General features: G+C 69.3%; 21 protein-coding genes. 10 read left to right on the top strand and 11 right to left on the bottom strand.

Annotation, left to right across the window (positions count from 1 at the left end; all coding sequences use genetic code 11):
• The 5 genes from QH270_RS31180 to QH270_RS31160 form a co-directional block, all read right to left on the bottom strand.
• The coding region (locus QH270_RS31180) for a hypothetical protein (protein WP_280347971.1) at window positions 1-361 on the bottom strand (361 nt) is incomplete at its 3' end.
• Between the two features lie 183 nt (window positions 362-544).
• On the bottom strand, window positions 545-1,111 hold the full coding sequence (gene idi / locus QH270_RS31175) for an isopentenyl-diphosphate Delta-isomerase (protein ID WP_280347970.1): 567 nt from the start codon (window positions 1,109-1,111) through the stop codon (window positions 545-547).
• Window positions 1,108-1,983 carry a geranyl diphosphate 2-C-methyltransferase gene (locus QH270_RS31170; protein ID WP_280347969.1) on the bottom strand — a complete coding sequence of 292 codons (876 nt, stop codon included), beginning with the start codon at window positions 1,981-1,983 and terminating at the stop codon, window positions 1,108-1,110. Before QH270_RS31170 ends, idi begins: the two co-directional genes overlap by 4 nt.
• Entirely contained in the window at window positions 1,980-3,245 is a 1,266-nt protein-coding gene (locus tag QH270_RS31165; RefSeq protein WP_280347968.1) for a family 2 encapsulin nanocompartment cargo protein terpene cyclase, read from the bottom strand. Before QH270_RS31165 ends, QH270_RS31170 begins: the two co-directional genes overlap by 4 nt.
• 30 nt (window positions 3,246-3,275) lie before the next feature.
• A complete protein-coding gene (locus QH270_RS31160) occupies window positions 3,276-4,682 on the bottom strand; it encodes a family 2B encapsulin nanocompartment shell protein (RefSeq protein WP_280347967.1) in 1,407 nt (468 codons plus the stop codon).
• 339 nt (window positions 4,683-5,021) lie between these two features.
• Here QH270_RS31160 and QH270_RS31155 point away from each other — a divergent pair, with 339 nt between their 5' ends.
• Together QH270_RS31155 and QH270_RS31150 are read left to right on the top strand one after the other, a co-directional pair.
• Window positions 5,022-5,807, top strand: coding sequence for a DUF4239 domain-containing protein (locus QH270_RS31155; protein ID WP_280347966.1), 786 nt, complete (start codon window positions 5,022-5,024; stop codon window positions 5,805-5,807).
• 129 nt (window positions 5,808-5,936) lie between these two features.
• Window positions 5,937-8,897, top strand: coding sequence for an AMP-binding protein (locus tag QH270_RS31150; RefSeq protein WP_280347965.1), 2,961 nt, complete (start codon window positions 5,937-5,939; stop codon window positions 8,895-8,897).
• 36 nt (window positions 8,898-8,933) lie between these two features.
• Here the strand turns inward: QH270_RS31150 and rffA are convergent, their stop codons facing one another.
• Both rffA and QH270_RS31140 read right to left on the bottom strand, forming a co-directional pair.
• A complete protein-coding gene (gene rffA, locus QH270_RS31145) occupies window positions 8,934-10,070 on the bottom strand; it encodes a dTDP-4-amino-4,6-dideoxygalactose transaminase (protein ID WP_280347963.1) in 1,137 nt (378 codons plus the stop codon).
• Window positions 10,067-11,077: a glycosyltransferase gene (locus QH270_RS31140; protein WP_110040565.1), complete on the bottom strand. Its 1,011-nt coding sequence runs from the start codon at window positions 11,075-11,077 to the stop codon at window positions 10,067-10,069. The genes rffA and QH270_RS31140 overlap by 4 nt, the downstream gene beginning before the upstream one ends.
• Window positions 11,078-11,333: 256 nt before the next feature.
• On the opposite strand from QH270_RS31140, the gene QH270_RS31135 reads away from it, so the two are divergent.
• The 3 genes from QH270_RS31135 to QH270_RS31125 are packed head-to-tail and all read left to right on the top strand — an operon-like array spanning window position 11,334 to window position 14,218.
• On the top strand, window positions 11,334-13,544 hold the full coding sequence (locus QH270_RS31135; RefSeq protein ID WP_280347972.1) for a hypothetical protein: 2,211 nt from the start codon (window positions 11,334-11,336) through the stop codon (window positions 13,542-13,544).
• Window positions 13,541-13,984, top strand: a complete 444-nt coding sequence (locus QH270_RS31130) for a GtrA family protein (RefSeq protein ID WP_110040524.1) — start codon at window positions 13,541-13,543, stop codon at window positions 13,982-13,984. The genes QH270_RS31135 and QH270_RS31130 overlap by 4 nt, the downstream gene beginning before the upstream one ends.
• Window positions 13,985-13,993: 9 nt before the next feature.
• On the top strand, window positions 13,994-14,218 hold the full coding sequence (locus tag QH270_RS31125) for a Trm112 family protein (protein WP_280347962.1): 225 nt from the start codon (window positions 13,994-13,996) through the stop codon (window positions 14,216-14,218).
• Between the two features lie 141 nt (window positions 14,219-14,359).
• On the opposite strand, the gene QH270_RS31120 is transcribed toward QH270_RS31125, so the two are convergent.
• From QH270_RS31120 to QH270_RS31105, 4 genes are all read right to left on the bottom strand, one after another.
• On the bottom strand, window positions 14,360-14,995 hold the full coding sequence (locus QH270_RS31120) for a TetR family transcriptional regulator (protein WP_280347961.1): 636 nt from the start codon (window positions 14,993-14,995) through the stop codon (window positions 14,360-14,362).
• Window positions 14,996-15,010: 15 nt separating this feature from the next.
• Window positions 15,011-15,775, bottom strand: a complete 765-nt coding sequence (locus tag QH270_RS31115) for an ABC transporter permease (protein WP_280347960.1) — start codon at window positions 15,773-15,775, stop codon at window positions 15,011-15,013.
• Window positions 15,772-16,506 (bottom strand): ABC transporter ATP-binding protein, encoded by a 735-nt coding sequence (locus QH270_RS31110; RefSeq protein ID WP_280347959.1) that lies wholly within the window; start codon window positions 16,504-16,506, stop codon window positions 15,772-15,774. The genes QH270_RS31115 and QH270_RS31110 overlap by 4 nt, the downstream gene beginning before the upstream one ends.
• A gap of 73 nt (window positions 16,507-16,579) precedes the next feature.
• Entirely contained in the window at window positions 16,580-18,100 is a 1,521-nt protein-coding gene (locus QH270_RS31105) for a multicopper oxidase family protein (RefSeq protein WP_280347958.1), read from the bottom strand.
• A 199-nt stretch (window positions 18,101-18,299) separates the two neighbouring features.
• Here QH270_RS31105 and QH270_RS31100 point away from each other — a divergent pair, with 199 nt between their 5' ends.
• The 5 genes from QH270_RS31100 to tyrS all read left to right on the top strand — a co-directional run bounded on the left by QH270_RS31100 (window position 18,300) and on the right by tyrS (window position 22,970).
• Window positions 18,300-19,481, top strand: a complete 1,182-nt coding sequence (locus tag QH270_RS31100; protein ID WP_280347957.1) for an NAD(P)/FAD-dependent oxidoreductase — start codon at window positions 18,300-18,302, stop codon at window positions 19,479-19,481.
• Window positions 19,482-19,521: 40 nt separating this feature from the next.
• Window positions 19,522-20,400, top strand: a complete 879-nt coding sequence (locus QH270_RS31095) for an RNA polymerase sigma-70 factor (protein WP_280347956.1) — start codon at window positions 19,522-19,524, stop codon at window positions 20,398-20,400.
• Between the two features lie 26 nt (window positions 20,401-20,426).
• Window positions 20,427-21,038, top strand: a complete 612-nt coding sequence (locus QH270_RS31090) for a DNA-3-methyladenine glycosylase (RefSeq protein ID WP_280347954.1) — start codon at window positions 20,427-20,429, stop codon at window positions 21,036-21,038.
• A gap of 103 nt (window positions 21,039-21,141) precedes the next feature.
• Window positions 21,142-21,567: a DoxX family protein gene (locus tag QH270_RS31085; protein ID WP_280347953.1), complete on the top strand. Its 426-nt coding sequence runs from the start codon at window positions 21,142-21,144 to the stop codon at window positions 21,565-21,567.
• 116 nt (window positions 21,568-21,683) lie between these two features.
• The gene (tyrS, locus tag QH270_RS31080) at window positions 21,684-22,970 is read left to right on the top strand and encodes a tyrosine--tRNA ligase (protein ID WP_280347952.1); all 1,287 of its coding nucleotides are present in this window, start codon (window positions 21,684-21,686) and stop codon (window positions 22,968-22,970) included.
• Window positions 22,971-23,385: the final 415 nt, after the last annotated feature.

Here is a 23,385-nt window from a genome sequence, read left to right as displayed (position 1 = left end):
CGGCGGCGGCCATGTCGCGGCGCAGTGCCGAGAGCGCGGCCTCGCGCAGCAGGGCCGCGCAGTCGGCGGCGGAGTAGCCGTCGAGGTCGATCCGCACCGCGTTGCCGCCGAAAGTGGTGTCCCAGAACTCTTTCCGGCCCTTGCCGCGGTACACGCCGGCGGCGATCACGCCCGGGATGAAGGTGCCCGGCGCGCGCACCCACGGCGGCCGCAGGTCCACCTCGGCCGGGGTGATACCGGTGATGGCGGCGCGGTCGATCACCACTTGCTGGCGCAGCGCGAGCAGGCGATGTCCACCGAGCACGTTGACCGTCACCGTGTTGCCGTCGATCTCGACCTCGACCATCGCTACCTCGCTCACTTCGCGGAAAATGTTCCCTGTCCAGGTTCGACGCCGGGCCTGTCCTGCGACTGTGGCGACCCTGTGAGTTCGCCAAGAACATTTTCCATCGAGAAATGTAGATATGCGCATCTATCCGATGTCGGGCTCCTTCCGGTCGGGCGGTCACTGTGCGATCTAAGAAGAAAGCAAGGAAGACAGGGGCTAGGTCTGAGCCGCGAGGTGGGCACGCTCGGCGATCTCGAGGACTTCGGCCAGCCAGGGGGTGTACTTCCCTGGCGACGCGGCCAGATCGGTGCGCAGCGATGCGGGGGAAACCCAGGCCCAGCTGCCGACCTCGGCGGGATCGGGGCGGGGCACCGCGTCGGTCGAGCCGATCAGGACATGGTCGTATTCGTGTTCCACCCGGCCCGTGGACTCATCGCCGGCGCGATAGCGGAAGGCGCCGACCTCGGCGAGTTCGGCGGTGAGGCCGAGTTCCTCGCGCAGCCGGATCGCGGCGGCCTCGACCACCGATTGCCCGGGCGCCGGGTGCCCACAGCAGGTGTTGGCCCACTGCAGCGGGAACCGGGTCTTCACCGCGGCGCGCTGCTGGATCAGGACCTGGCCTTCCTGGTCGAACAGCAGCACCGAGAACGCGCGGTGGAGCGTGCCCGGTGGCCGATGGGCATCGGCCACCGAGCACGTTCCGATCGCGGCGCCGGCGTCGTCGACCAGCTCCACGGGCAGGGCTTCGCGGTCGGACAACGGGTCGGCGAGCGGTTCGGTCACCTGGCCACCTTATCGGCGACGATCAGCAGGTACTGGAAGCTCCCCTCGCGGTAGGCGGTGAGGAACGGCTGCTCGACGCCGGTGGCGAGCTCGGAGTGCGTGCGCAGCTCCCAGTACGGGATGGTGTCGGGGGTGAGGTCGACCACCGTGGTCGGCACCAGGCCGTTGTCGGACAGCGCCCGGAAGTACTCGCTGCGCGGATGGATCATGCAGCCGTAGTGCGCGTCGATCCAGCTGACCGAGGCCGAGCGCCCGCCGGTGACGTCATTTGAGCACCCGGTGATGCAGACGTAGCGGCCGCCGGGCTCGAGCAGCCGGGCGAACTCGTCGTACAGATCGAACAGGTCGACGTACATGGTGGTCTCGTTGGTCCAGATCGCGCGCGCGGACTCGTCGGGGAAACCGGTGTCGAGCATGTTCCGGAAGTGGAACCGCACCCGGTCGTTGACGCCGCGGGAGGCGGCCTGGTCGTTGGCGAAGCCGACCTGGTACTCGGAGATGGAGACACCGTCGACCTGGCAGCCGAAGCGTTCGGCCGCCATGAAACTGGTGCCGCCACGCCCCGAGCCACCGTCGACGACGCGGTCCGCGGTCTGGATCGAACCGAGATTGTCGAGCAGGAAGTCGGCCTGGGCGGTCTCGAGCCGGTGCAGTTCCCGCACGATCCGGTCCTGCCTGGTCTCGTCGGGCCCGTCGAGCACCGACCAGTCCGGCTCGCCGATGCCGTAGTGGTGGTGGTAGAGCCCGTCGACCTCGCCCAGCTTGGTGTTGACCCGGTCGTCGTTGGGGTTGTTGTTCCAGTAGGCGGCGACGGAACGCTGATAGGTGGTGCGCAGCACGGAGGTGTCGGTGTGCGGGTTCGCGATGGTCATCGGTCGTCCTCTCCTGGTGCGATGTCGTGGTAGCGGCGGCTGTCGGCGTGCCAGGCGCGGTTGCCGCCCATCCAGGCCCACAGGCCGGTCAGGAAGCGGCGCAGCTCGGGGGAGCCCGCGGCGGCGAGCGGGGCGGCCTCGCGTTCGAACCGGTGCATCAGTTCGTCGTGGATCTCGGCGGTCCGCAGCACCGCCTCGCCGCGGCTGCAGTTCTCCTCGGCGGCGAGGACGGTCGGCAGGTTGAACTCCCGGCCGTCGGAAAGGTCCTCGCGCGCCATCGAATACAGGTCGTTCACCATCTGCGCGGCCAGCGCGGCGGTGGTCACCACCCGGCGGACCGGCGGGTCGGTGTACTCGGCGGCGCCGAGTTCGTAGCCGCCGACCGCGTCGATCGGTGCCATGCACGGCAGGAAGCTGTGCGGTTGCCGATTGGTCAGGTACTCCCAGACCGGTGGCATGCGGCCCGCGGTGCGCCAGCCGGCTTCGGCGCCGAGCGCGATGAACCAGCCCGCGATCTCGGTGCGTAACCTGGCCAGCTGCGCCGGGCTCGCGTACCCCGCCAGGTGCGCGAACGAGGTGCGGAACGCGCGCAGGATCGGGTCGGCCTGCATGGCCAGTTCGAGCCGGGGCGCGTAGCGCGCGGGCAGATGGGCCGGATCCATGGCGGCGGCCGCGAGTTCGAGTCGTGGCCCGAGTTCCGCGGCGGCGCTGGACGGGGTGCCGTCGGGTGCGGTGTCGCCAGGGGCGTCCTCCTCGCAGTAGTAGTCGTCGACCGACCATTCGGCCACCGCGGCGCGGGCGGCCCCCAGCAGGCGATCAGGGTCGTCGCAGTCGGGGTGGGCGAGCATGATCAGGCGGCCGAAGTCGGCCTTGCCCAACTCGTCGAGCCTGCCCTCGTAGAGACCGATCTGCGCGGCCCAGGCGAGCAGGCCGGTGTTGACGGCCTCGGCGAGCGCGGGATCGTCCCGTTCGGGCGGTGGACAGTACAGCGTCGGAATCCGCTGCGGCGCACCGGTTGTCGACGCGGCGGGCGTCGGTGCGACGGTGAGACGTGGCGTCGGGCGCAGGGCGGTGGTGCCGATGCCCGTCGGCCCGAGCAGGTGTCGTGGGCCGCCGCCGGACTGCCGCGTGGACGAAACCCGTTGGGGGAGGGTCGATGCCGAGTGGCCCAGTCGCGGGAACAGCTCGGCCGGCGCGCCCGCGCCGTGCAGCAGCGCGGCCACGGTGCCGGCGAGCTCGGTGTTCGCGTGCGGTGCCGCCACCCTGGTCAGGATCGACACGGTCCGCGCCGATCAGTCGGCCCGGCGCGCGACGAGGACGTCGTCGAGCACACCGAGCGCGTCGGGAACCAGGACGGCCGCCGAGTAGTAGCAGCTGACCAGGTAGGACATGATCGACTGGTCGTCGATCTGCTTGAACCGCACATTGAGGCTCGGTTCGTACTCGTCGGGAATGCCGGTCTGATGCAGGCCGACCACGCCCTGATCCTGCTCGCCGATGCGCATCGCCATGATGGACGTGGTCTGGGTGCCGCTCACCGGGATCTTCCCGCACGGCAACAGCGGCACACCGCGCCAGCCCGGCACCCGATGCCCCTGGAATTCCACGGGGTCCGGATACAGTCCCCGCCGCGAACATTCGCGACCGAAGGCGGCGATGGCCTTCGGGTGCGCGAGGAAGAATTTCGTCCCGCGCCGCATGCTCAGCAGTTCGTCCATGTCGTCGGGCGTCGGTGGGCCGGACTCGGTGGTGATGCGCTGTTTGAGGTCGCAGTTGTGCAGCAGGCCGAATTCCGGATTGTTCACCAGATCGTGTTCCCGCCGCTCGTAGAGCGCCTCGACGGTGAGCCGCAGCTGCTGGTCGACCTGGTTCATCGGGTCGTTGAACAGGTCGGCGACGCGGGTGTGGATGCGCAGCACGCTCTGCGCCAGGCTCAACTCGTACTGCCGCGGGCTGGCGTCGTAGTCGACGAAGGTGCCCTCGAGCAGCGGTTCCCCGGAATGGCCGGAGGAGATCTCGATATCGGCCTCGCCTTTGGAATTCTGCGTCCGATCCGGTGTGTGCGCGGCCTCGGTGCGAATCCGGGCGAGCTCGGGATTCGTGTCCAGGAATTGCTCGAACGATTCCCTGGACAGGCAGAGAATGGTGGTTCTGGTGACCGTCTTGACGGTGTCCGGCCAGATCGCCGATTCGTCGGTGAGCATCTCCTCGCCGTAATAGTCGCCGCCGGAGAGCATGCCGAGTTTCGTCGCTTCGCCGTACTCGCCGGAGCCGAGGCGGGCGAGCTTTCCGTGGACGACGAGAATCACCTGGTCCATCGGATTGCCGAATTCGGCCACGACGGATCCCGGGTCGAGATCGTATTGCACGAAATTGTCCGCGAGCGGGCGCAACAACGCGTCGTCCTCGACCGCGCGCAGGGCCGGGAGTTCGCGCAATTCCTGTGGAATCACCCGGGCGCGGGAACCGTCGACGACGAATTCGACCTCGCCGTTGCCGACGGTGTGGGTGAGCCTGCGGTTGACGCGGTACACACCGCCCGCGACCTGCACCCATGGCAGCGCGCGGGACAGCCAGCGCGAGCTGATGCCCTGCATCTGCGGTTCGGATTTGGTGGTGTGCGCCAGCTTCTGGGCGGCGCTGGTGCTGAGACTCTTGCGAACGGAATTGTCTGTGGGCAGCGGCATTTCGATGGTCATGAGTTCCTCACCTCGAAGCGTTTTTCGGCACAGCCGATGGACCTGTGTGGCGCGACATCGCGCGACAGGTCGGGGGGTGGGCAACGATGCGAATCGAATGGTCCTGCGCGGAAGGAAACCGGGCGTGTGAAACGGTGTTACACGAAATCGAATGCGTGTCAGTGCGTTCCGGACGACATCGATCGTAGGGCGGCCGGGTGGTCGTGCGTGGGCGAATTCGGAAAACATGGCTGTGACCGGGAGATCCGTTGTGCGGGAGCTGATTGCGGGCCGACGAATGTCCTGGGATGAATCGTCGTTGGGCGGCGCGATCGCGCGTTCGGCGGTTATCGTCGAAGCATGTTCACCTGGATATACGGGTTACCGATCTGGCTGGACTTCCTCCTCATCACCGGTGTCGCGGTGGGCCTCACGGTCACCGCGATCCTGCTCAGCAGGAACGCGGTCCAGCGCGCGTTCGAGCCGGAGCCCGGCTGGAACGAGACCGTCACGATGGTGCTCACCGTCGGCGGCGTGTTCTACGGGCTGCTGCTCGGGCTGATCGCCGCGGCTACCTACGAGTCGTACGACGCGGCGCAGGGCCGCGTCGCCGACGAGGCGGCGGCGATCGGCACGCTCTACCGGGAGGTCAGCGCCTACCCGGAGCCCTATCGCGGGATCCTGCGCGGCGACCTCGTCGCCTATACCCGTGACGTGCGCGAGGTCGTCTGGCCTGCGCTCCGGCGCGGCGAGGAGCCCATGGGCGGTACCGCCCTGGTGACCCGGTTCCAGGGCCACCTGCTCGAGTTCCGCCCGGCCGACAGCGCGCAGGAGATCGTGCACGCCGCCACCATCGACCAGTTCGCCCGCTTCGACTCCGACCGCAGGCACCGGATCAACGCGACCAAGGGCGGCATCCCCGATGTGCTGTGGTGCACGATCCTGGTCGGCGGCGCGGTGAACCTGGTGCTGTTGTGTCTGTTCTGCCTGGGTCGACACGCCCACCTGGTGCTCGGCGGGCTGTTCGCCTTCTTCCTCGGCGCGATGATCTTCCTGATCGCCGCGCTGGACTATCCCTTCCGCGGTGACCTGAGCGTCAGCAGCGAGCCGTTCGACAGCGTCTACGCGAACGTGATGAGCCCCTGACCGGCGGTTGTGAGGTGAATCGCCGCAACATGCGGCCTGTCACAGCCGACACATAATGGAGGTCCGGTGTGGTTAGCTCATATGAGCACATCGGGGTGTGTGAGGTGTGTCACTGTCAGCAAGGTGGGAATGGTGGATTTCAGTCCAAAAGGTGTCGTCGGTTCGGTGCAGCGGTTGCTGGCTACCGCGCAGAACGGGCTGGAGGTGATCCGCTTCGGCGGATTGGCGCACGATGTCGAGTCCTCGCCCTTCGAGGTCGTCGAGCGACGCCGCATGTACCGGCTGCGACATTACTTCCCCGACGACAAGACGGCGGGCCGCCCGGTGGCGCTGCTCGTGCCGCCGTTGATGGTGAACGCCGACATCTGGGACGTGAACGCGGCGGGCGGCGCCGTCGGTATTCTGCACGCCAGCGGAATCGATTGCTGGGTGGTCGATTTCGGCTCGCCCGCGACCGAGGAGGGCGGCTGGGAACGCGACCTGGCCGACCACGTGCTCGCGGTGAACTCGGCCATCGACACCGTCTGCGAGGCCACCGGCGCGCAGGTGCACCTGATGGGGTACTCGCAGGGCGGCATGTTCGCCTACCAGACCACGGCCTACCGCTACGGCAAGGGCGTCGCCTCCATCGTCACCTTCGGCAGCCCGGTCGACATCGTCGCGGGCATGCCGTTCGGGCTGCCCTACGGCATGGTGTCGGAGGTCGCCGACTTCCTGGCCGACCACGTGATGCACCGGCTGCCGATCACCGAGTCGATGGTGCGCATCGGCTTCCAGATGCTCGACCCGGTCAAGACCGCGAAGTCACGCATCGATTTCCTGCTGCAGCTGCACGACCGGGAGGCGTTGCTGCCCAAGGAACGTCAGCGCCGCTTCCTCAACAGCGACGGCTGGGTGGGGTATTCGGGACCGGCGATCGCGGATCTGCTCAAGCAGTTCGTCGCGCACAACCGGATGATGCTCGGCGGGTTCGTCATTCGTGATCATCCGATCTCGCTCGCCGAGCTGCGGTGCCCGATCCTGGCGTTCGTCGGCGAGGTGGACGACATCGGTCAGCCCGCCGCCGTGCGCGGCATCGTGCGCGCCGCGCCCAACGCCGAGGTCTACGAGGCCAGCCTGGTGGCCGGGCACTTCGGGCTCGTCGCCGGTTCGATGGCCACCAACCACACCTGGCCGATGGTGCGCGACTGGATCACCTGGATGGAGGGCAACGGCACGCTGCCCGAGCAGATCGTGCCCATGCAGGAGCATGTCGCCTCGAACGCACCGCGCACCGCCGCGACCCGTGTGGTGCACACCGCCGCCTCCCTGGCCGAGGCGGGCGCCGGGGTCGGCAAGGCGCTGGAGGGCATCGCCAACAACACGATTCGCGGGTCCGTCGAGATCGCGGGGGAGGCCGCGCGCGCCCTGCCGCGCCTGACCCGGCTCGGCATGATCCAGCCGCACACCCGCATCTCGCTGGGCAAGCTGCTCAGCGAGCACGCCAAGCGAGCGCCGCAGAAGGACCTGTTCCTCTTCGACGACCGGGTGCACACCAACGCCGCGGTGGAGGTGCGCATCGACAATGTCGTGCGCGGCCTCATCGCCGTCGGCGTGCGGCCCGCCACCCGGATCGGCGTGGTGATGGAGACCAGGCCCAGCGCCCTGGCCGCGGTCGCCGCGCTCTCGCGCCTCGGCGCGGTCGCGGTGTTGCTGGCGCCGGGCGCCGAACTCGCCCACGGCATGGAACTGACGGGCGTGCGGACGCTGATCACCGATCCGGAGAATCTGCGCACCGCGGCCGCGACCGGCGCGCGCGTGCTCGTCCTCGGTGGCGGCGACACCAGGCAGTTGCCGGTGCCGACCGGTGACCAGGTGATCGACCTCGAGCAGATCGATCCGTCGAAGGTCCGGGTTCCGGCCTGGTACCGGCCCAACCCGGGCCTGGCGCGTGAACTGGCGTTCATCCTCGTCCTCGGCGCAGGACCCAAGCTCGAGGCCAAATACATCACCAACCATCGGTGGGCGCTCTCGGCGTTCGGCACCGCGAGCGCGGCCGACCTCGACCGCCGCGACACCGTGTACTGCCTCGCGCCGCTGCACCATTCGTCCGGTCTGCTGGTGAGTCTCGGCGGCGCGATCGCCGGTGGCAGCCGGATCGCGCTGGCCAGGCCCACGGACATGGAGCCGGGCCGGTTCGCCGAGGAGGTGCACCGCTACGGCGTCACCGTCGTCACCTACACCTGGACGATGCTGCGCGACCTGCTCGACGCGCAGGTCTTCCCGGCCGGGCACAACCACCCGATCCGGCTGTTCATCGGCTCCGGTATGCCCGCGGGGCTGTGGCGGCGCACTGTCGAACAGTTCGCGCCGGCCAGGGTGCTCGAGTTCTACGCCTCGATCGACGGCGACGTGGTGCTGGCCAATGTCACCGGCACCAAGATCGGCGCCAAGGGCCGGCCGGTGCCGGGCACCGCGCACGTGGAGCTCGTCGCCTACGACCCGGTCACCGAGCAGATCCTGGTCGGGGACGACGGTTTCGCCCGCCGCTGCGTCGACAACGAGCCAGGCCTGCTGCTCGGCAAGTCCGTCGACGTCGGCGACCTGTCCGACGGCGGGCTGCGCGGGGTGTTCCGGGCGGGCGACGCCTGGTGGCCGACCGAGAACATCTTCCGCCGCGACAGCGACGGCGACTACTGGCTGGTCGACCGCCGCGACACCGTGATCCGCACCCCGCGCGGACCGGTGTTCACCCAGCCGATCGTGGACGTGCTCAACGACATCACCGCCGTCGACATGGAAGTGGCCTACAGCCTGCCGACCCCGTCGGGCAACCTGGCCGCGGCCGCGCTCTGCGTCCGCGCCGGCTTCAAGATCGAACCGGGTGACGTCACCGAGGCGATGCGGGCGCTACCCCTCGATCAGCGTCCCGACCTGGTCTACGTCGTCGACGACATCCCGCGCAGCCCCAGCTTCCGGCCCTCGGCCACGGCGGTGCAGGCCGCGGGTCTGCCCAAGCCGGGGCCGGGCACCTGGCTGTACAACCGCGAGCGCGAGGCCTACGAGGTGCTCACCGACGCGGTGGCCGCGGAGCTGTTCGGCGGGAACTGACCGGCGTCGATGGTGGCCGGGCGGGCCCGGCCACCATCAGACCTGGTATTCGGTGACCGCGTCGATGACGCGCGTGAGCTGAGCCTCGCTCAGCAGCGGCCACAGCGGCAGCCGCACGATCGTCGCCGAGAAGTTCGCCGAGCGGGTGCACGGCACCGGCGTGCGGCCGTGCTTGAGGCCCGCCGGGCTCGAATCCAGGGGAATGTAGTGGAACGGCGCCACGATCCCGCGCTCGGCGAGATGAGCGATGATGCCGTCGCGGCTGTCCTCGGTGGGCATCCGCAGGTAGAACAGGTGCGCGGTGTGACCGCGGTCGGCGGGCACCGTCATCGGGCGGATGTCGTTGCGGGCGGCCCAGTCCGGCAGCGCGGCGGCGTAGGTGTCCCACACGCGATGCCGCTGCGCCTGGATGGTGTCGAATTCGGCCAGCTGCGCGTCGAGCACCGCGGCGTTGAGTTCACTGGGCAGGTAGCTCGAACCGATGTCCTGCCAGGAGTACTTGTCCACCTGGCCGCGCAGGAACCGGGCCCGGTCGGTGCCCTTCTCCCGCATGATCTCCGCGCGGCCCATCAGGATCTCGTCGGAGAGCAGCAGCGCGCCGCCCTCACCGCAGTGCACGTTCTTGGTGTCGTGGAAGCTCTGCGTACCCAGCGTGCCGATGGTGCCGAGCTGCCTGCCGCGCCAGGTGCCGCCGAGGCCGTGCGCGTTGTCCTCGATGATCGCCACCCCGTGCCGCGCGGCGAGCTCCAGCAGCGGCTCCATGTCGGCGGCGACACCGCCGTAGTGCATGACGACGATCGCCTTGGTGCGGTCGGTGATCGCGGCCGCGGCGGCCGCCGGGTCGATGTTGCCGGTGGTGTCGTCGATGTCGACGAACACGCACGTCGACCCGCGCAGCGCCATCGCGGTGGCCGCCGAGGTGAACGCGAAACTCGGGACGATCACCTCGTCCTCGGGGCCGAGTTCGAGCAGCAGCGCGCCCAGTTCCAGCGCGTGCGTGCAGGAGGTGGTGAGCAGCGCGTGCTCGGCGCCGGTGATGGCCTTGATCTTGGCGGTGGCCGACCTGGTGAACTGACCGTCACCGTGACTGTGATCGGAATCGAGCACGGTCAGCAGGTTCGCGCGCTCGGCGGCGGCGCGGAACGGCCTGCTGAAGATGATGCGGTCGCTCACTCGTGGTGACCCTTCTCCGTCGCGGCTGGAATCGGCGCGTGCATCGTATCCGGGCGCGGTGTCGGGCTGTCGACGGTGAGGTACAGCGGCTTACCGACCAGGATGTGCAGCGCCACACCGAGATACTCCGCGATCAGGCCGAGCGAGAACAACGTGGCGCCCGAGCACAGCAGCAGCACGACGATGATCGAGGCCCAGCCCTCGGGATCACTGTTGTCCTGCGTGAGCGCCTGCACGATCACCACCCCGGCCATGATCACCCCCGCCAGGGCCAGGGTCACCCCGAGCATGCTCACCAGGCGCAAACCGCGGGTGCCGCTGCACAGCACCATCTTCCAGAACAGCGAGAACAGGCGGCGGTAGTTGTAGCCGGACTCCTCGCGCCCCTCGGCGCGCAGGGTCACCGGCACCTGCACCGCGTTGCCGACCACCCAGGTCAGCGCCACGTCCAGGTACACGCCGTTGGCGGCGACCTCGGCGAGCTGGCGGCCGATGTCACCACGGATCAGCCGGAAGCTCTCGAACCGGGTCGAATCCGGGAACGCGAACACGGTCGCGAGCACGATCTTCGCCCCGCGCGAGGTGAGGTTGCGCAGGAAGCCGTGCGGGCGGGTGTTGCTCGGCTTGGAATACACCAGGTCGGCGCGCGAGGCCAGGGCCGCGTCGAGGAAGTCGGCGATGAAGGCGGGATCGTGCTGGCCGTCCTCGTCCATCGTGACGATCCAGTCGCCGCGCGCCGCCGCCATCCCGGCGATCGTCGCCGCGTCCTGACCGAAGTTGCGGCTCAACCACACCGGACGCACCTGGGGGTAGGAGCCGGCGAGTTCCTGCAGCACCACATCGGAGCGGTCGGGGCCGTTGTCGTGGACGAGGATGATCTCCTCCACGGCGAAGCGGGCGCCCGCCGCCGACGTCGACGGTCCGGTCAGCCGGTCCAGCTCGGCGACCAGCGCCGCGATCGTCTCCTCGCCCCGGTACACCGGGACCACCACCGACACCGAATGCACCGGGCGCGACCCATGCCGGTCGGGCGCCCCGGCGGGCAGCACGGCGCCGGGTCGGGACGAATGTGCGGAAGGAATCGGCATCGTCGACTTTCGGTGATGGGAGGCGGTGCGGTGCGGGCCCGGCAGTGGGGGAACTTTAACACTGGGCGGTAGCGCCCGGTGGTGACGCAGGGCACCGTGCGACGGTGCCGATGGTGCCGCTTACCTGTAGGGTCTGATCCTCGTGGTGGAAAGTAGAACCCCTCCCCGTCGTGCCGTGTACCTGTGGGGCTTGATCACCTCCCTCGGAGTGATCGCGGGCTACGGCGCGGTTCTGCTGGCGAACGCCCGGCACTTCTACACCGACGACACCGAATCCCAGTACGTTCCGCTGTGGGTGATGCTCGGCAGGCGGCTGCGCGACGGCGACCTACCGGTGATGGTCCCCGAGCACTGGATGGCGGGCAACTACGCGATCGAGGAAGCGGGACTGCTGAATCCGCCGCAGCTGCTGATCGATCTGATCGCGCCCTCGGTCGGCAATCTGGTGCTGTACGCGACCGTGGTGAAGCTGATCTTCGCGATCATCCTCGGCCTCGGCGTGTACCGCGTCTGCCTGGCCTACGGTTCGCGCGTGCAGTGGGCCGCGCTGGCCGGCGTCTCGATCCCGTTCACCGGCTGGCTGCTGTTCTTCGACGAGGCCAGCTGGATGACCGCGTTCACCGGCACCGCGTGGATGGTGCACGCGTGGGCCTCCGGCGTGCGGTACGCGCGCGGTCGGGGCGGGCCGATTCCGGTGTTCGTGTACCTCTACCTGGCGATTTCGGTGCAGTACATCTTCCCCGCCGTCGAGGCCGGGATGATGATCGTCGCGGTCGCCGTGGGCGAGCTTATCTACCAGAAGACCTGGCGCCCCTCGCTGAAACTGCTGCTGGTGTCGGGGCTCGCCGCGCTGGCCGGGCTGGCGACCTATCTGCCGAGCATGCTCTCGGCCAAGGTGACCTGGCGCGGTACCGCCCAGATCAACAACGACCAGTTCCTCACCGTGCCGTGGTCGGAATCGCTGAACGCGAGCCTGCCCTCGACGCTGCCCGCGTTCACCTCCTGGTGGGGCTATGTGCAGCCGCTGCCGGTGGTCTACATCGCCTGGTTCCTGATCCCCGCGCTCGCCTTCATCGACTGGGGTAAGGCGCGCGGCGCCTGGCGCGAACTCAGCGGGATCGCGCTGTTCGCTGTCGCCGCGCTCATGTGGACCGCCGGACCCGGCACGATCGGACCGTTGCGCTGGCCCGCCCGGGTGCTGCCGATGGTGGCGCTGGGCCTGCTGCTGCTGGTCTGTGTGCTGCTCGGCCGCTTCGCGACGTTCAAGGACTGGCGTTCGCGTGGCGTCGCGGCGGCGGTCCTGATCGGGTTGCTGTGGGTGCGGTCGTTCTCGGCCGACCCGCACAACTGGCTGGTCCATGTCGGTGCGGCGCTGGTGCTCGCGGCGCTCGGCGCGCTGGTGGTGTGGCTCGCGGTGAACAAGGGGACGACGGCGGCGGTGGCGCTGGCGATCGTCGCGGTGTTCCCGATCGCGTACTTCCAGGTCGACCGGGCCCAGCCGACGCCGATGAGCTGGAACCTGCCCAGCGATCGTGGCGCCGCGATGGCGGCGTTCCCCGACTTCGCCGGCACCACCCTGCAACTGGGTGATCGCGGCCTGATCCAGCCGGGGGAGCGCACCCTCGACGGCGCATACGGCTCGCTGGTGTTCGGCAACTACGCCAAGGACCTCGAACTCACCTACGTCAGCGGCTACACCCCGAACGGGCACTACTGGTTCGGCGACATGCTCTGCATGCGCTGGGACACCAGCGTCTGCCCCGACGCCTATCGGCGCGCGTTCGCGGTCGAACCGTCGACGGGCAAGACCATCGTCGATCTGATGAACATCGACCGCGTGGTCCTGCAGAAGGCGCTCTACCCCGACGCGGGCACCCAGGAAGCACCCGCGGGCTGGAAGTGGGTCGCCTACCCCGGCCACGAGAAGTACATCGCGGTCCTCGAGCGCGAGGACGGCCTGATCTCGACCCGCAACGGCCGGATCTCGGCGGTCCAGGGCGCCACCGCGGTCTCGGTGTCGGAATCCGACGCCACCAGCCGGGTGAAGGTCAGCTCGGAGAACGGCGGCCGGGTCGTGTTCGCGCGCCTCGGCTGGCCGGGATACCGGGTCAGCCTCGACGGCAAGGACGTGCCGTTCACGGTCGTGGCCAAGAGCTTCGTGGCCGTCGACATCCCCGCGGGCACCCGCGACGGCGACCTCGAGCTGACCTGGCGGCCGCCGGGCTGGAAGATCGGCGGCGCGGCCATCCTGGCGAGCCTGCTCGGCCTCGCGGGCTTCCAGTGGCTGTACCTGCGCGGTCGCAAGCCCGAGGACGAGCAACCGGCGGTACCGGCCGCCGAGACCATCCCCGACGGCGACGCCGAGCTCGCGGACGCCGTGCGATGACCACCGAGGCGGCCCCTGTCGGCGGCGTGCTCGAGACCCCGGGCCCGCTGCTGCGGATCGTGAAACGCCAGGAGCTGGCGTTCGCGATCGTCGGCGGGTTCAACACCCTGCTCGGCATGGCGCTGGCGGTGTTCTGGCTGGGAGTCCTCGGTGACGGCAGGCCCGGTCTCGCCGTCGTCGCCGCCTACGCGGTCAGCACGCTGGTCGCGTTCGTCCTGCACCGCACCCTGGTGTTCCGCGTCCGTGGGCGATTGCTGCGCGATTTCGTCGCGTTCTGCGGGGTGAACGTCGGTGGGCTGGTGCTCAATGTGGTGCTGGTCGAGGTCGCGGTGACCGGCCTCGGGTTCCCCGCCGCGCCCGCCTCGGTGATCGTCATGGGTCTGGTCGCGGTGCTCAGCTTCTTCGGACACCGCTACATCTCGTTCCGGCGCGCGCGGTAGGTTGGGCGCATGGCGCACGAATCCACCCTCGACGCAACCCTGCTCGGCCTGCTGGCCTGCCCGCAGGACAAAGGCCCCCTGCAGCTGGTCCGCACCGAAGCCGGCGCGAGCGTGCTCTACAACCCGCGCCTGCGCCGCGCCTACCCGATCGACAACGGCATTCCCGTCCTGCTGATCGACGAGGCCCGCGACGTCGCCGACGCCGAGCACGAGTTCTTCACCGCCCAGTCCTGAGCGGCACCCACGCGGTCCGGTCGGCCCGCTTCGACGCGGCGTTGCGCCCGTGGCCGGCCGCGTCGCTGCCGATCGTCGGCGCGCTGCCGGTCCTGCGTGACATCCCGCTCGCGATCGTCCGGGTGCGGTCCCGCTGAAAGATCAACGTCCGGAAGCGATATCGCCGGTCAGATAGCGCTGCACCGACGGGCCGACCGCCTCGACCACCGCCTCGATCGGCATCGACGCCAGCGGCTCGATCCCGATGATCTTGCGCGCGGTGAGCACTCCGACCATCTGTGCGGCGACCAGCGACACCCGGGCGCGCCCGTCGTCCTCGGCGGTGGCGATCCGGCCGCGCACCCGCTCGAGCACGACCTGGAGCAGGAAGGACCGAGCCAGGCTCATCTCGCCGCCGCCACCGAACATGCTGCGCACCATGGCGACGATGCCGGGCCCGGCGGGGGAGTCCCACACGGTGACCACCGCGCGCACGATGGTCGCGCCGAGCTCGCCGAGCGGTGCGGTGTCGACCTGGCTCAGCGTCGAGTCGGGATCTACCGGGAAATCCACCGCCGCCGCGAACAGCTGCTGCTTGGTCCCGAAATAGTGGTGCACGAGCGCGGGGTCGACGTCGGCGTCGCCCGCGATCGCCCGGATCGAGGTCTTGTCGAAACCGGCGTCGGCGAATCGGATCCGGGCCGCGTCCAGGATCGCCGTCCTGGTGTCGGTATTTCCGGGCCTGCGCCCGGTGCGGCCGGATTTCGCTGTGCCCGAACCGGATTCGCCGTCGATCATCTTCTCCTCGTTCCGTCAGGGTGTGCGCCGCCGCAAGGTGGCCGCGCCGAGACACAGGGCCACCACGGCGAACCCGGCGACCACCGCGATGTCGCGCCACATGAGGCCGGTCGGTTCCGGGGATTCCGACACCTGCTGCAGCGCGTCGACCGCGTAACTCAACGGCATCACATTGCTGATCGCCTCCAGCCACCCGGGTAGCCGGTCGCGGGGAACGAGCAGGCCGCACAGGAAGATCTGCGGCGCCACGATCACCGGCATGAACTGCACCGCCTGGAACTCGGTGCGGGCGAACGCGCTGGCCAGCAGGCCGAGCGCGACCCCGCACACCGCGTCGACCATGGCGATCAGCATCACCCAGCCGGGGCTGCCCGCCGCCTCGAGCCCGAGCAGCCAGAACGCGACCACGCAGGCGACGGCGGCCTGCGCGGCGGCGGCGAGGGAGAAGGCGCTGCCGTAACCGGCCAGCAGATCGAGCTTGCTCAGCGGCGTGGTGAGCAGCCGTTCGAGCGTGCCCGAGGTGCGTTCGCGCTGCATGGCGATGGCGGTGATCAGGAACATCACGATGAACGGCAGGATGCCGAGCATGGTGATGCCGACGCGGTCGAAGATCGTCAGCGGGGTGTGTGGTGCGCGCGGAGCGTCCTGGTAGATGAAGTACAGCAACGTCATCAGCAGGGCGGGCACCACCAGGATCATGGCGACGGTGCGGCGATCGTTGCGCAACTGGCGCAGGATCCGGCCGGTGGTGGCGGTGTAGGGGCGCAGCGTGGTGCTCATGCGCGCTCTCCCATTGTGATGAGGGTGAGGAAGGCGGTCTCGAGGTTCTGCTCGTCGGTTCGCTCGCGCAGTTCATCGGGGCTGAGCTGGGCGAGCAGGTCGCCTTCGCGCATGAGCAGGAGCCGATCGCAGTGGTCCGCCTCGTCCATCACGTGACTGGAGACGAGCAGAGTCGTTCCGGCGGCGGCCAATTCGCGGAACTGCTTCCACAGCTCCACCCGCAACACCGGGTCGAGCCCGACGGTCGGTTCGTCCAGCACCAGCAGTTCCGGCTTGCCGACCAACGCGCACGCCAGGGAGGCCCTGGTCTTCTGTCCGCCCGAGAGCTGATCGCCGAGTTGGCCCGCGTACTCGGCCAGCCCGACCGCGCCGAGTGCGGCGTCGACATCCTCCCGGCCGCGGCCGTAGAGCGCGCCGTAGAAGGCGACATTGTCGCGGACGCTGATGTCGGCGTAGATGCTCGGCGCCTGGGTGACGTACCCGACCCGGCGGCGCAGCCCGGCGCTGCCCGCCGGCTCGCCGAGCACGGTGACGGTGCCCGATTCCACGATCTGGGTGCCCACCACAGCGCGCATCAGGGTGGTCTTCCCGCAGCCGGAGGGGCCGAGCAGGCCGGTGATCGAGCCCTGCGGGATGTCGAGCGACAACCCGTGCAGGACAGTGCGTTTCCCGCGTCTGACGGTCAGGCCGTCGACCCGGACGGCTACCGGTGGCGGGGCGGTGTGCGACATGGTCGCCTCAATTCATCGAGTGTTGAATTCACTACGTGATGAATTTAGCGCGACCGAGCCGCCCTGACAAGGCTCAATGCGGGTGACCGGGCACGACCATGGCCTCCTGACCAGGCTCGACGACCACGAACTGGCCCATCATCCCCTGGTCCTCGTGCCAGAGCAGGTGGCAGTGATACATGTACGGCGTGTCCGGATCGGCGGGTCCGTCGAAGCGCAGCGCCACCGTCGCGGCCGTGTTCGGCGGCAGGAAGAGCGTGTCCTTGGGGCCGGTCAACGCGGGCGGTGGCGGCGCACCCGCGTAGTCGAGGACCCGGAACTGCACGTCGTGAATGTGGAAGTTGTGCGGCATCCCGTCGACATTGCGAATCACCCACCGCTCGGTGGTGCCCCTGGTGACCGTCGCGTCGATACGGTCCATGGCCATCTTCGTGCCGTTGATCCCGGAGAGGGTGAGGTCGAAGGTGCGTTCGCGGACCGCGTCGGCGCCGTCGGGCGTCGAGGCCGGGACGAGTGCGGCGGGCAGGTCGGGGGAGGGACGCAGGGTCGGCGCCGCCCGCAATTCCAGCACATCGAACCGGTCGTCGCCGCCGGCGAACCTGCTGCCCCAGAAGTCCAGGCCCGCGTCGAGTGTCTCGCTGCGCAGCACCGCGCGCTCACCCGGCCGGACCCGCACCACGATCTCGGCTCGTTCGCCGGGTGAAAGTCGCACGGCCGACAGGGTTTCCGGTCGCGGGAGCAGTCCGCCGTCGGTGCCGATCAGCGCGAACGGCCTGCCGTCGTGGAAGGCGAAGGTGTAGGTCCGCGCGGTCGAGGCGTTGAGCACGCGCAGCCGCACCAGTTCGTCGCCGACCTCCTGATACGGCGCGAGGGTGCCGTTGACCATGGTCCGATCGCCGAGGAATCCGACATTGTGGAACAGACCGTGACTGTCGTCGAGCTGCCCTCGGCGCAGCCGCACGTCCTGCACGATCACCGGGAGATCGTCGACACCATAGGTGTGGGGGAGCGGCAGGGCGTTCGCCGCGTCGTCGTCGAGCAGGAACATGCCCGCCAGTCCGCGGCGGACGTGAGCCTCGGTCTCGCCGTGCGGATGCGGGTGGTACCAGAGCGTCGAAGCCGGCTGGGCCACTGTCCATTCCGGCGTCCAGGTCGCGCCGGGCTCGACCATCTGATGCGGTCCGCCGTCCATCTCCGCGGGCAGGTGCATGCCGTGCCAGTGCACGGTCGAGGCTTCCGGTAGCTGGTTGCGGACCCGGACGCGGACCCGCTCGTCGCGGGCGGCCCGCAGGGTGGGGCCGAGGTAACTGCCGTTGAACCCCCAGGTCTCCGTGGCGTTGCCGGACTCGAATTCGGTGGTCCCGGTGCGCATATCGAGGTCGAAGACCCGCGTCCCGTCGCTTTCGACCGTCGAAGGCGCCAGTGGCGGGATGGCGAGCGGTCTGGTGAATTCGGTGGTGCCGACGGTGGAGATGTCCGCGGTCGCCCAGGTCCAGGTCACCAGTCCGGCGATCGTGACCACGAGGGTGAGGGCGAGCGCGCAGGCGCCGAACAGTATCCGGCGCACGAGGCGGAATCGCGAGGGGGGAGCCATGCTCCGACGGTAGGAACGGCGCCCCCTCCGCACATCGGGTTCCAGCCCCCAGCCGACCCTGGTCCGGACCCTGATCATCCGGAGTGTCCGCAGGTCGGAAGCCGATACGCGGAGAAGTGACCTAGGTCACATCGGCATGTTGTCACGTTCGGCCGGACTCATCTGTCCCATCGGCATCCCATCGAGAAGGAGCGTCGCCATGAACACCACTACCACCGCCCACGTCGTCGTCCTGGGCGCCGGGTACACCGGCATGCTGGCCGCGATCCGGCTGGCCCGCCGTACTCGCAAGCTCGGCGTCCGGATCACCCTGGTGAACCCGTCCGCCCGGTTCACCGAGCGGCTCCGCATGCACCAGATCGCCGCGGGCCAGAAGCTGGCGAACCATCACATTCCCGACCTGCTCGACGGCACCGGTGTCGAATTCGTCCAGGGCAGCGCCACCGCCATCGACCCCGTCGCGCGCCGCGTCCAGGTCGACGGACACGGCGAACTCGCCTACGACCGGCTGATCTACGCCCTCGGCAGCGGCACCGACACGACCGCGGTCCCCGGCGCCGCCGACCACGCGTGGACCCTGAACGACCCGCGCCGCGCCCACGCGTTCGCCGGTGAGCTCGCCCGGCTCGCCGCGACCGGCGGCACGGTCGCCGTGTGCGGCGGCGGCCTCACCGGCATCGAGGCCGCCGCGGAGATCGCCGAGAGTCATCCCGGACTGCGTGTCACCCTGATCGGCGCCACCGAGCCGGGCGCGATGATGGGCGACAACGCCCGCGGGTACCTGCACGCGGCGCTGGACCGCCTCGGCATCGTCCGGCGTACCGGCGTCCGGGTCACCAAGGTGCTGCCCGGCGCGGTCGAACTCGCCGACGGCACCCGCGTCGACGCCGACCTGACCCTGTGGACCAGCGGTGTCCGCGTCTCGCCGCTGGCCGCCACCGCGGGCATCGCGACCGACGAGCGGGGACGGGTCGTGGTCGACCCCACGCTGAAGTCGGTGTCGCATCCCGCGATTCACGCGATCGGTGACGCCGCCGCGGTCCGCCAGGCCTGGGGGCAGATCCACGGCACCTGCCAGAGCGGGTTGCCGACCGCCGCCTACACCGCGGATGTCATGGCCGCCGAGTTGCGCGGAAAGCCGGTGCGGCCGTTCCGGTTCGGCTACTTCCACCAGCCGGTGAGCCTGGGGCGCCGCGACGCCGTCATCCAGTTCACCCACGCCGACGACAGCCCGCGCCGGTACTTTCTCACCGGCTGGGCCGCGCGCGCCTACAAGGAGTTGGTCAGCAGCAGCCCGGTGCCGACATTCAAGGCGAGCCGCCGGATGACGATGAAGGTCCAGCTGTCCACCGGCGGCAGGGCCACACGGCTGCCCGCGTGACCGATCCGCCGCACGCACGCCGAAGGCGGGAGAATGCGTCATGCCTGAACCCGATCCGTTCCTCGAGCACCGCCGGCTGCTGTTCGCGACCGCCTACCGGATGCTCGGCACGGTCACCGACGCCGAGGACGTCCTGCAGGACGCGTGGCTGAAGTGGCACGACACCGATCGCGCTCGCGTCGAGCACCCGAAGGCGTACCTGGTCCGCACCGTCACCAACCTGTCGCTGAACCGGCTCACCTCCGCCCGGGCGACCCGCGAGGCCTATGTCGGCCCGTGGCTGCCGGAACCGGTGCTGACCTCCCCCGACATCGCCGAGGACACCGCATTGGCCGACACCGTCTCCACCGCGATGCTGGTCGTGCTGGAAACCCTGACCCCCGTCGAACGCGCGGTGTTCCTGCTGCGCGAGGTGTTCGGCTACTCGCACGGTGAGATCGCCGACGCGCTCGACCGGCCGGAGGCGAGCGTGCGCCAGATCGCCCACCGCGCCAAGAATCATGTGCACGCGCGCAGGCCGCGGTTCGACAGCGACAAGGCCGCGCGCGCCCACATCACGGAGCGATTCATGGCCGCCTGTGCGGGCGGCGACCTGAACGCGCTGATGGATCTGCTCGCCCCGGACGTCACCTGCTGGTCCGACGGTGGCGGCGTCGTCACCGCCGCCCGCAGGCCGCTGCACGGGCCCGATCACGTCGCCCGGTGGATCCTGGGTGTGCTGGCCAAGCCGTCCTCGGCGGGTGCCGAACTCAGCGCCGCCGAGATCAACGGTGAACTGGGCACGCTCATCTCGATCGGCGGCCTGCCCGGCGCCGCGTTCACCTTCGATCTCGTCGACGGCCACGTCCAGAACCTGCGCTTTCAGGTGAACCCCGGCAAGCTCGCCGGCCTGTATCGCGGCACCGAGCTGCTCGGCTGAGATCGGCGATGGGCACAATGGCGGTCGTGTCCGCCCAGGAATTGGCCGTCGATCCGCCCACCGCCGCGCGCAGGCTGCTCGGCGCGACCCTGTGGTCGGGACCGGTCGCGCTGCGCATCGTGGAAGTCGAGGCCTACGGCAGCGATCCCGCGGGGCCATGGCCCGATCCCGCCGCCCATTCCTGGCCGGGGCCGACGGCCCGCAACGCGGTGATGTTCGGCCCGGCCGGTCGGCTCTATGTGTACCGCTCGTACGGAATCCACCTGTGCGTCAATGTGACCAGCGGCTACGACGGGGAGGCCGGCGCGGTCCTCGTGCGCGCGGCGGAGGTGCTCGACGGTGTCGACCTCGTCCGCGAACGCAGGCCCGCCGCCCGCAAGGACGCCGACCTCGCGCGCGGGCCGGGCAATGTCGGCAGCGCGCTCGGCATCAGCCTGTCCGACTACGGCACCGAGCTGTTCGACCCGTTCTCCGACGTGCGCCTAGAACTGAAACCGCCGGTGCCGCAAGCGGACATCGCCACCGGACCCCGTGTCGGTGTCAGCGTGGCCGCCGAAGTGCCGTGGCGGTTCCTGATCCCCTCGCCGGCGGTCTCGGTGTACCGGCGCAGCCCGCGCGCCGCGGCGCCGTCGACGTAGCCGCGAAAGATTTCGCACGGACAGCGATGAATTCCGTGCGGACCCGCCGTCCTATCTGTTGAACGCGCCACCGACCCAGCGCGACCGACCAGAAGGACCAGAGATGACCACCACCACCGCAGACTTCGCCACCACCACCGCTGCCGCGCGCCGTCCCGGCAAGATCCGCAACCGTGTCCTGTGGACCCTGCAGATCGTGCTCGGCCTGTTCTTCATCATCGCCTCGGGTGGCCCCAAGATCGTCATCCCGCACATCCTCATGGAGAACCCGCCGCAGAACATGACCATCCCGATGGGGCTGCTCATCTTCATCGGCGTCGCCGAGGTGGCGGGCGGAATCGGCCTCATGGTGCCGAAGCTGACCGCGCTCGCCGCCGCGAGCCTGTCGCTGCTCACCGTGCTCGCCGCCGCGACGCAGGCCTTGATCGCCGACATGCCCGGAATGGCGATCTTCCCGCTGGCGCTGGCCGCCATCTTCGCCTGGATCGCCTACGAGCGCCGCGACAGCATCACCGCGCTGGTGCGCTGAGTGACAACTCGACCCGCTGACGATCGCCGGAACCGTACGGTTCCGGCGATCATCGGCGTGCCGAGGAATTTCGGCCTGTTCGCGAGCCGGGATCCGGATGCGCAAAGATGGGCTCCGTGACCGGCGACATCTTCGACGAACTGACCTGGCGCGGCCTGATCGCGCAGTCCACCGACCTGGACGAGATGCGGGCGGCCGCCGCGACCGCGCCGCTGACCCTCTATGCCGGCTTCGATCCCACCGCGGCGAGCCTGCACGCGGGTCACCTCGTCCCGCTGCTCGCGCTGAAGCGTTTCCAGCGCGCCGGTCACCGGCCGATCGTCCTCGCGGGCGGCGCCACCGGCCTGATCGGCGACCCGCGCGACGTCGGCGAACGCACCATGAACTCCACCGACACCGTGGCCGAGTGGGCGGGGCGCATCCGTTCCCAGCTCGAACGCTTCGTCGACCTCGACGACTCGCCGACCGGCGCGCTGATCGTCAACAACATGGACTGGACCGGATCGCTGTCCACCGTCGACTTCCTGCGCGATATCGGCAAGCACTTCTCGGTCAACGTCATGCTGGCCCGCGACACCGTCAAACGGCGGCTCGAGGGCGAGGGCATCTCCTACACCGAGTTCAGCTACATGCTGCTGCAGGCCAACGACTACCTGCAGCTGCGTCGCGAGCACGGCTGCACGCTCCAGGTCGGCGGCTCCGACCAGTGGGGCAACATCATCGCCGGCGTGGAACTGAACCGCCGCGTCGACGGCGCCCACGTGCACGCGCTCACGGTGCCCCTGGTGACCTCGGCCGACGGCAAGAAGTTCGGCAAGTCCACCGGCGGCGGCAGCCTCTGGCTCGACCCCGAACTCACCAGCCCCTACGCCTGGTACCAGTACTTCGTGAACACCGCCGACGCCGATGTCGTGCGGTACCTGCGCTGGTTCACCTTCCTGAGCCGCGAGGAACTCGACGACCTCGAGCGGGCCACCGCCGAACGTCCGTTCGCCCGCGAGGCGCAGAAGCGCCTGGCCGCGGAGATGACCACCCTCGTTCACGGCGAGGCCGAGACCCGCGCGGTAGAACTGGCCAGCCAGGCGCTGTTCGGACGCGGTGATCTGCGCGAGCTCCCCGAGTCGACGCTCGGCGCCGCACTGCGCGAGACCGCGGTCGACGGCAAGGTGGCCGAGGTGGTGCCCGGTGAGCCGAACACGATCGTCGACCTGCTCGTCGCGTCCGGCCTGGCCGAGAGCAGGGGAGCGGCCCGGCGCGTGGTGAACGAAGGCGGGGCCTCGGTGAACAACGAGCGTGTCGGCGACATCGACTGGACGCCCTCGGACGCCGACTACCTGCACGGACAGTGGTTGGTGCTGCGCCGGGGCAAGAAGAACATGGCGGGCGTCCGACGGATAGCCTGACCGCGCCGCGGAGGCCTGAGTCACATCCGTGTGATTCAGGCCGCCGCAGCCGCCGCCGACGGCGCGCTGACCTGCGCAGATCCGCTGCTGTCCAGGCGATTTGACGCGGCGTTATCCGGCGCGTAACTTATTGGAAGTCAGAGCGACACGGACCAACCGGAGAGCGCCTGGCAAGCCCAACAGAGTGACCAGCGTTACGATTGACATCGTCTGGAAGCGAAGTTAGGCTGGAACAGTTGCCCTGCGGACGATCCGGACGAGAGCCGGTGGTTCTGCTTGTGCGTGTGTTCTTTGAGAACTCAATAGTGTGTCGATGAATGTCAGTGCCAATATTATTATTGGTTCCGGCCTTTCATACCCCCCGGTTGGAAGGTTGGGCATTTTGAATATCAGCAAACTTTTGCTGGTGTTCGGC

The sequence above is a fragment of the Nocardia neocaledoniensis genome (assembly GCF_029868625.1).
Taxonomy (GTDB): Bacteria; Actinomycetota; Actinomycetes; order Mycobacteriales; family Mycobacteriaceae; genus Nocardia; species Nocardia neocaledoniensis_A.
The sequence above is the reverse complement of the archived record's forward strand: the minus strand, read 5'-3'. Positions and strand labels throughout refer to the sequence as shown.

Excerpts from the sequence above, each read along its gene's own strand:
- QH270_RS31170 (WP_280347969.1), bottom strand. The coding sequence starts at position 1,983 with ATGACCATCGCGAACCCGCACACCGACACCTCCGTGCTGCGCACCACC.
- QH270_RS31160 (WP_280347967.1), bottom strand. The coding sequence starts at position 4,682 with ATGACCATCGAAATGCCGCTGCCCACAGACAATTCCGTTCGCAAGAGT.
- QH270_RS31155 (WP_280347966.1), top strand. The coding sequence starts at position 5,022 with ATGTTCACCTGGATATACGGGTTACCGATCTGGCTGGACTTCCTCCTC.
- QH270_RS31150 (WP_280347965.1), top strand. The coding sequence starts at position 5,937 with ATGGTGGATTTCAGTCCAAAAGGTGTCGTCGGTTCGGTGCAGCGGTTG.
- QH270_RS31130 (WP_110040524.1), top strand. The coding sequence starts at position 13,541 with ATGACCACCGAGGCGGCCCCTGTCGGCGGCGTGCTCGAGACCCCGGGC.
- QH270_RS31125 (WP_280347962.1), top strand. The coding sequence starts at position 13,994 with ATGGCGCACGAATCCACCCTCGACGCAACCCTGCTCGGCCTGCTGGCC.
- QH270_RS31120 (WP_280347961.1), bottom strand. The coding sequence starts at position 14,995 with ATGATCGACGGCGAATCCGGTTCGGGCACAGCGAAATCCGGCCGCACC.
- QH270_RS31115 (WP_280347960.1), bottom strand. The coding sequence starts at position 15,775 with ATGAGCACCACGCTGCGCCCCTACACCGCCACCACCGGCCGGATCCTG.
- QH270_RS31110 (WP_280347959.1), bottom strand. The coding sequence starts at position 16,506 with ATGTCGCACACCGCCCCGCCACCGGTAGCCGTCCGGGTCGACGGCCTG.
- QH270_RS31105 (WP_280347958.1), bottom strand. The coding sequence starts at position 18,100 with ATGGCTCCCCCCTCGCGATTCCGCCTCGTGCGCCGGATACTGTTCGGC.
- QH270_RS31100 (WP_280347957.1), top strand. The coding sequence starts at position 18,300 with ATGAACACCACTACCACCGCCCACGTCGTCGTCCTGGGCGCCGGGTAC.
- QH270_RS31095 (WP_280347956.1), top strand. The coding sequence starts at position 19,522 with ATGCCTGAACCCGATCCGTTCCTCGAGCACCGCCGGCTGCTGTTCGCG.
- QH270_RS31085 (WP_280347953.1), top strand. The coding sequence starts at position 21,142 with ATGACCACCACCACCGCAGACTTCGCCACCACCACCGCTGCCGCGCGC.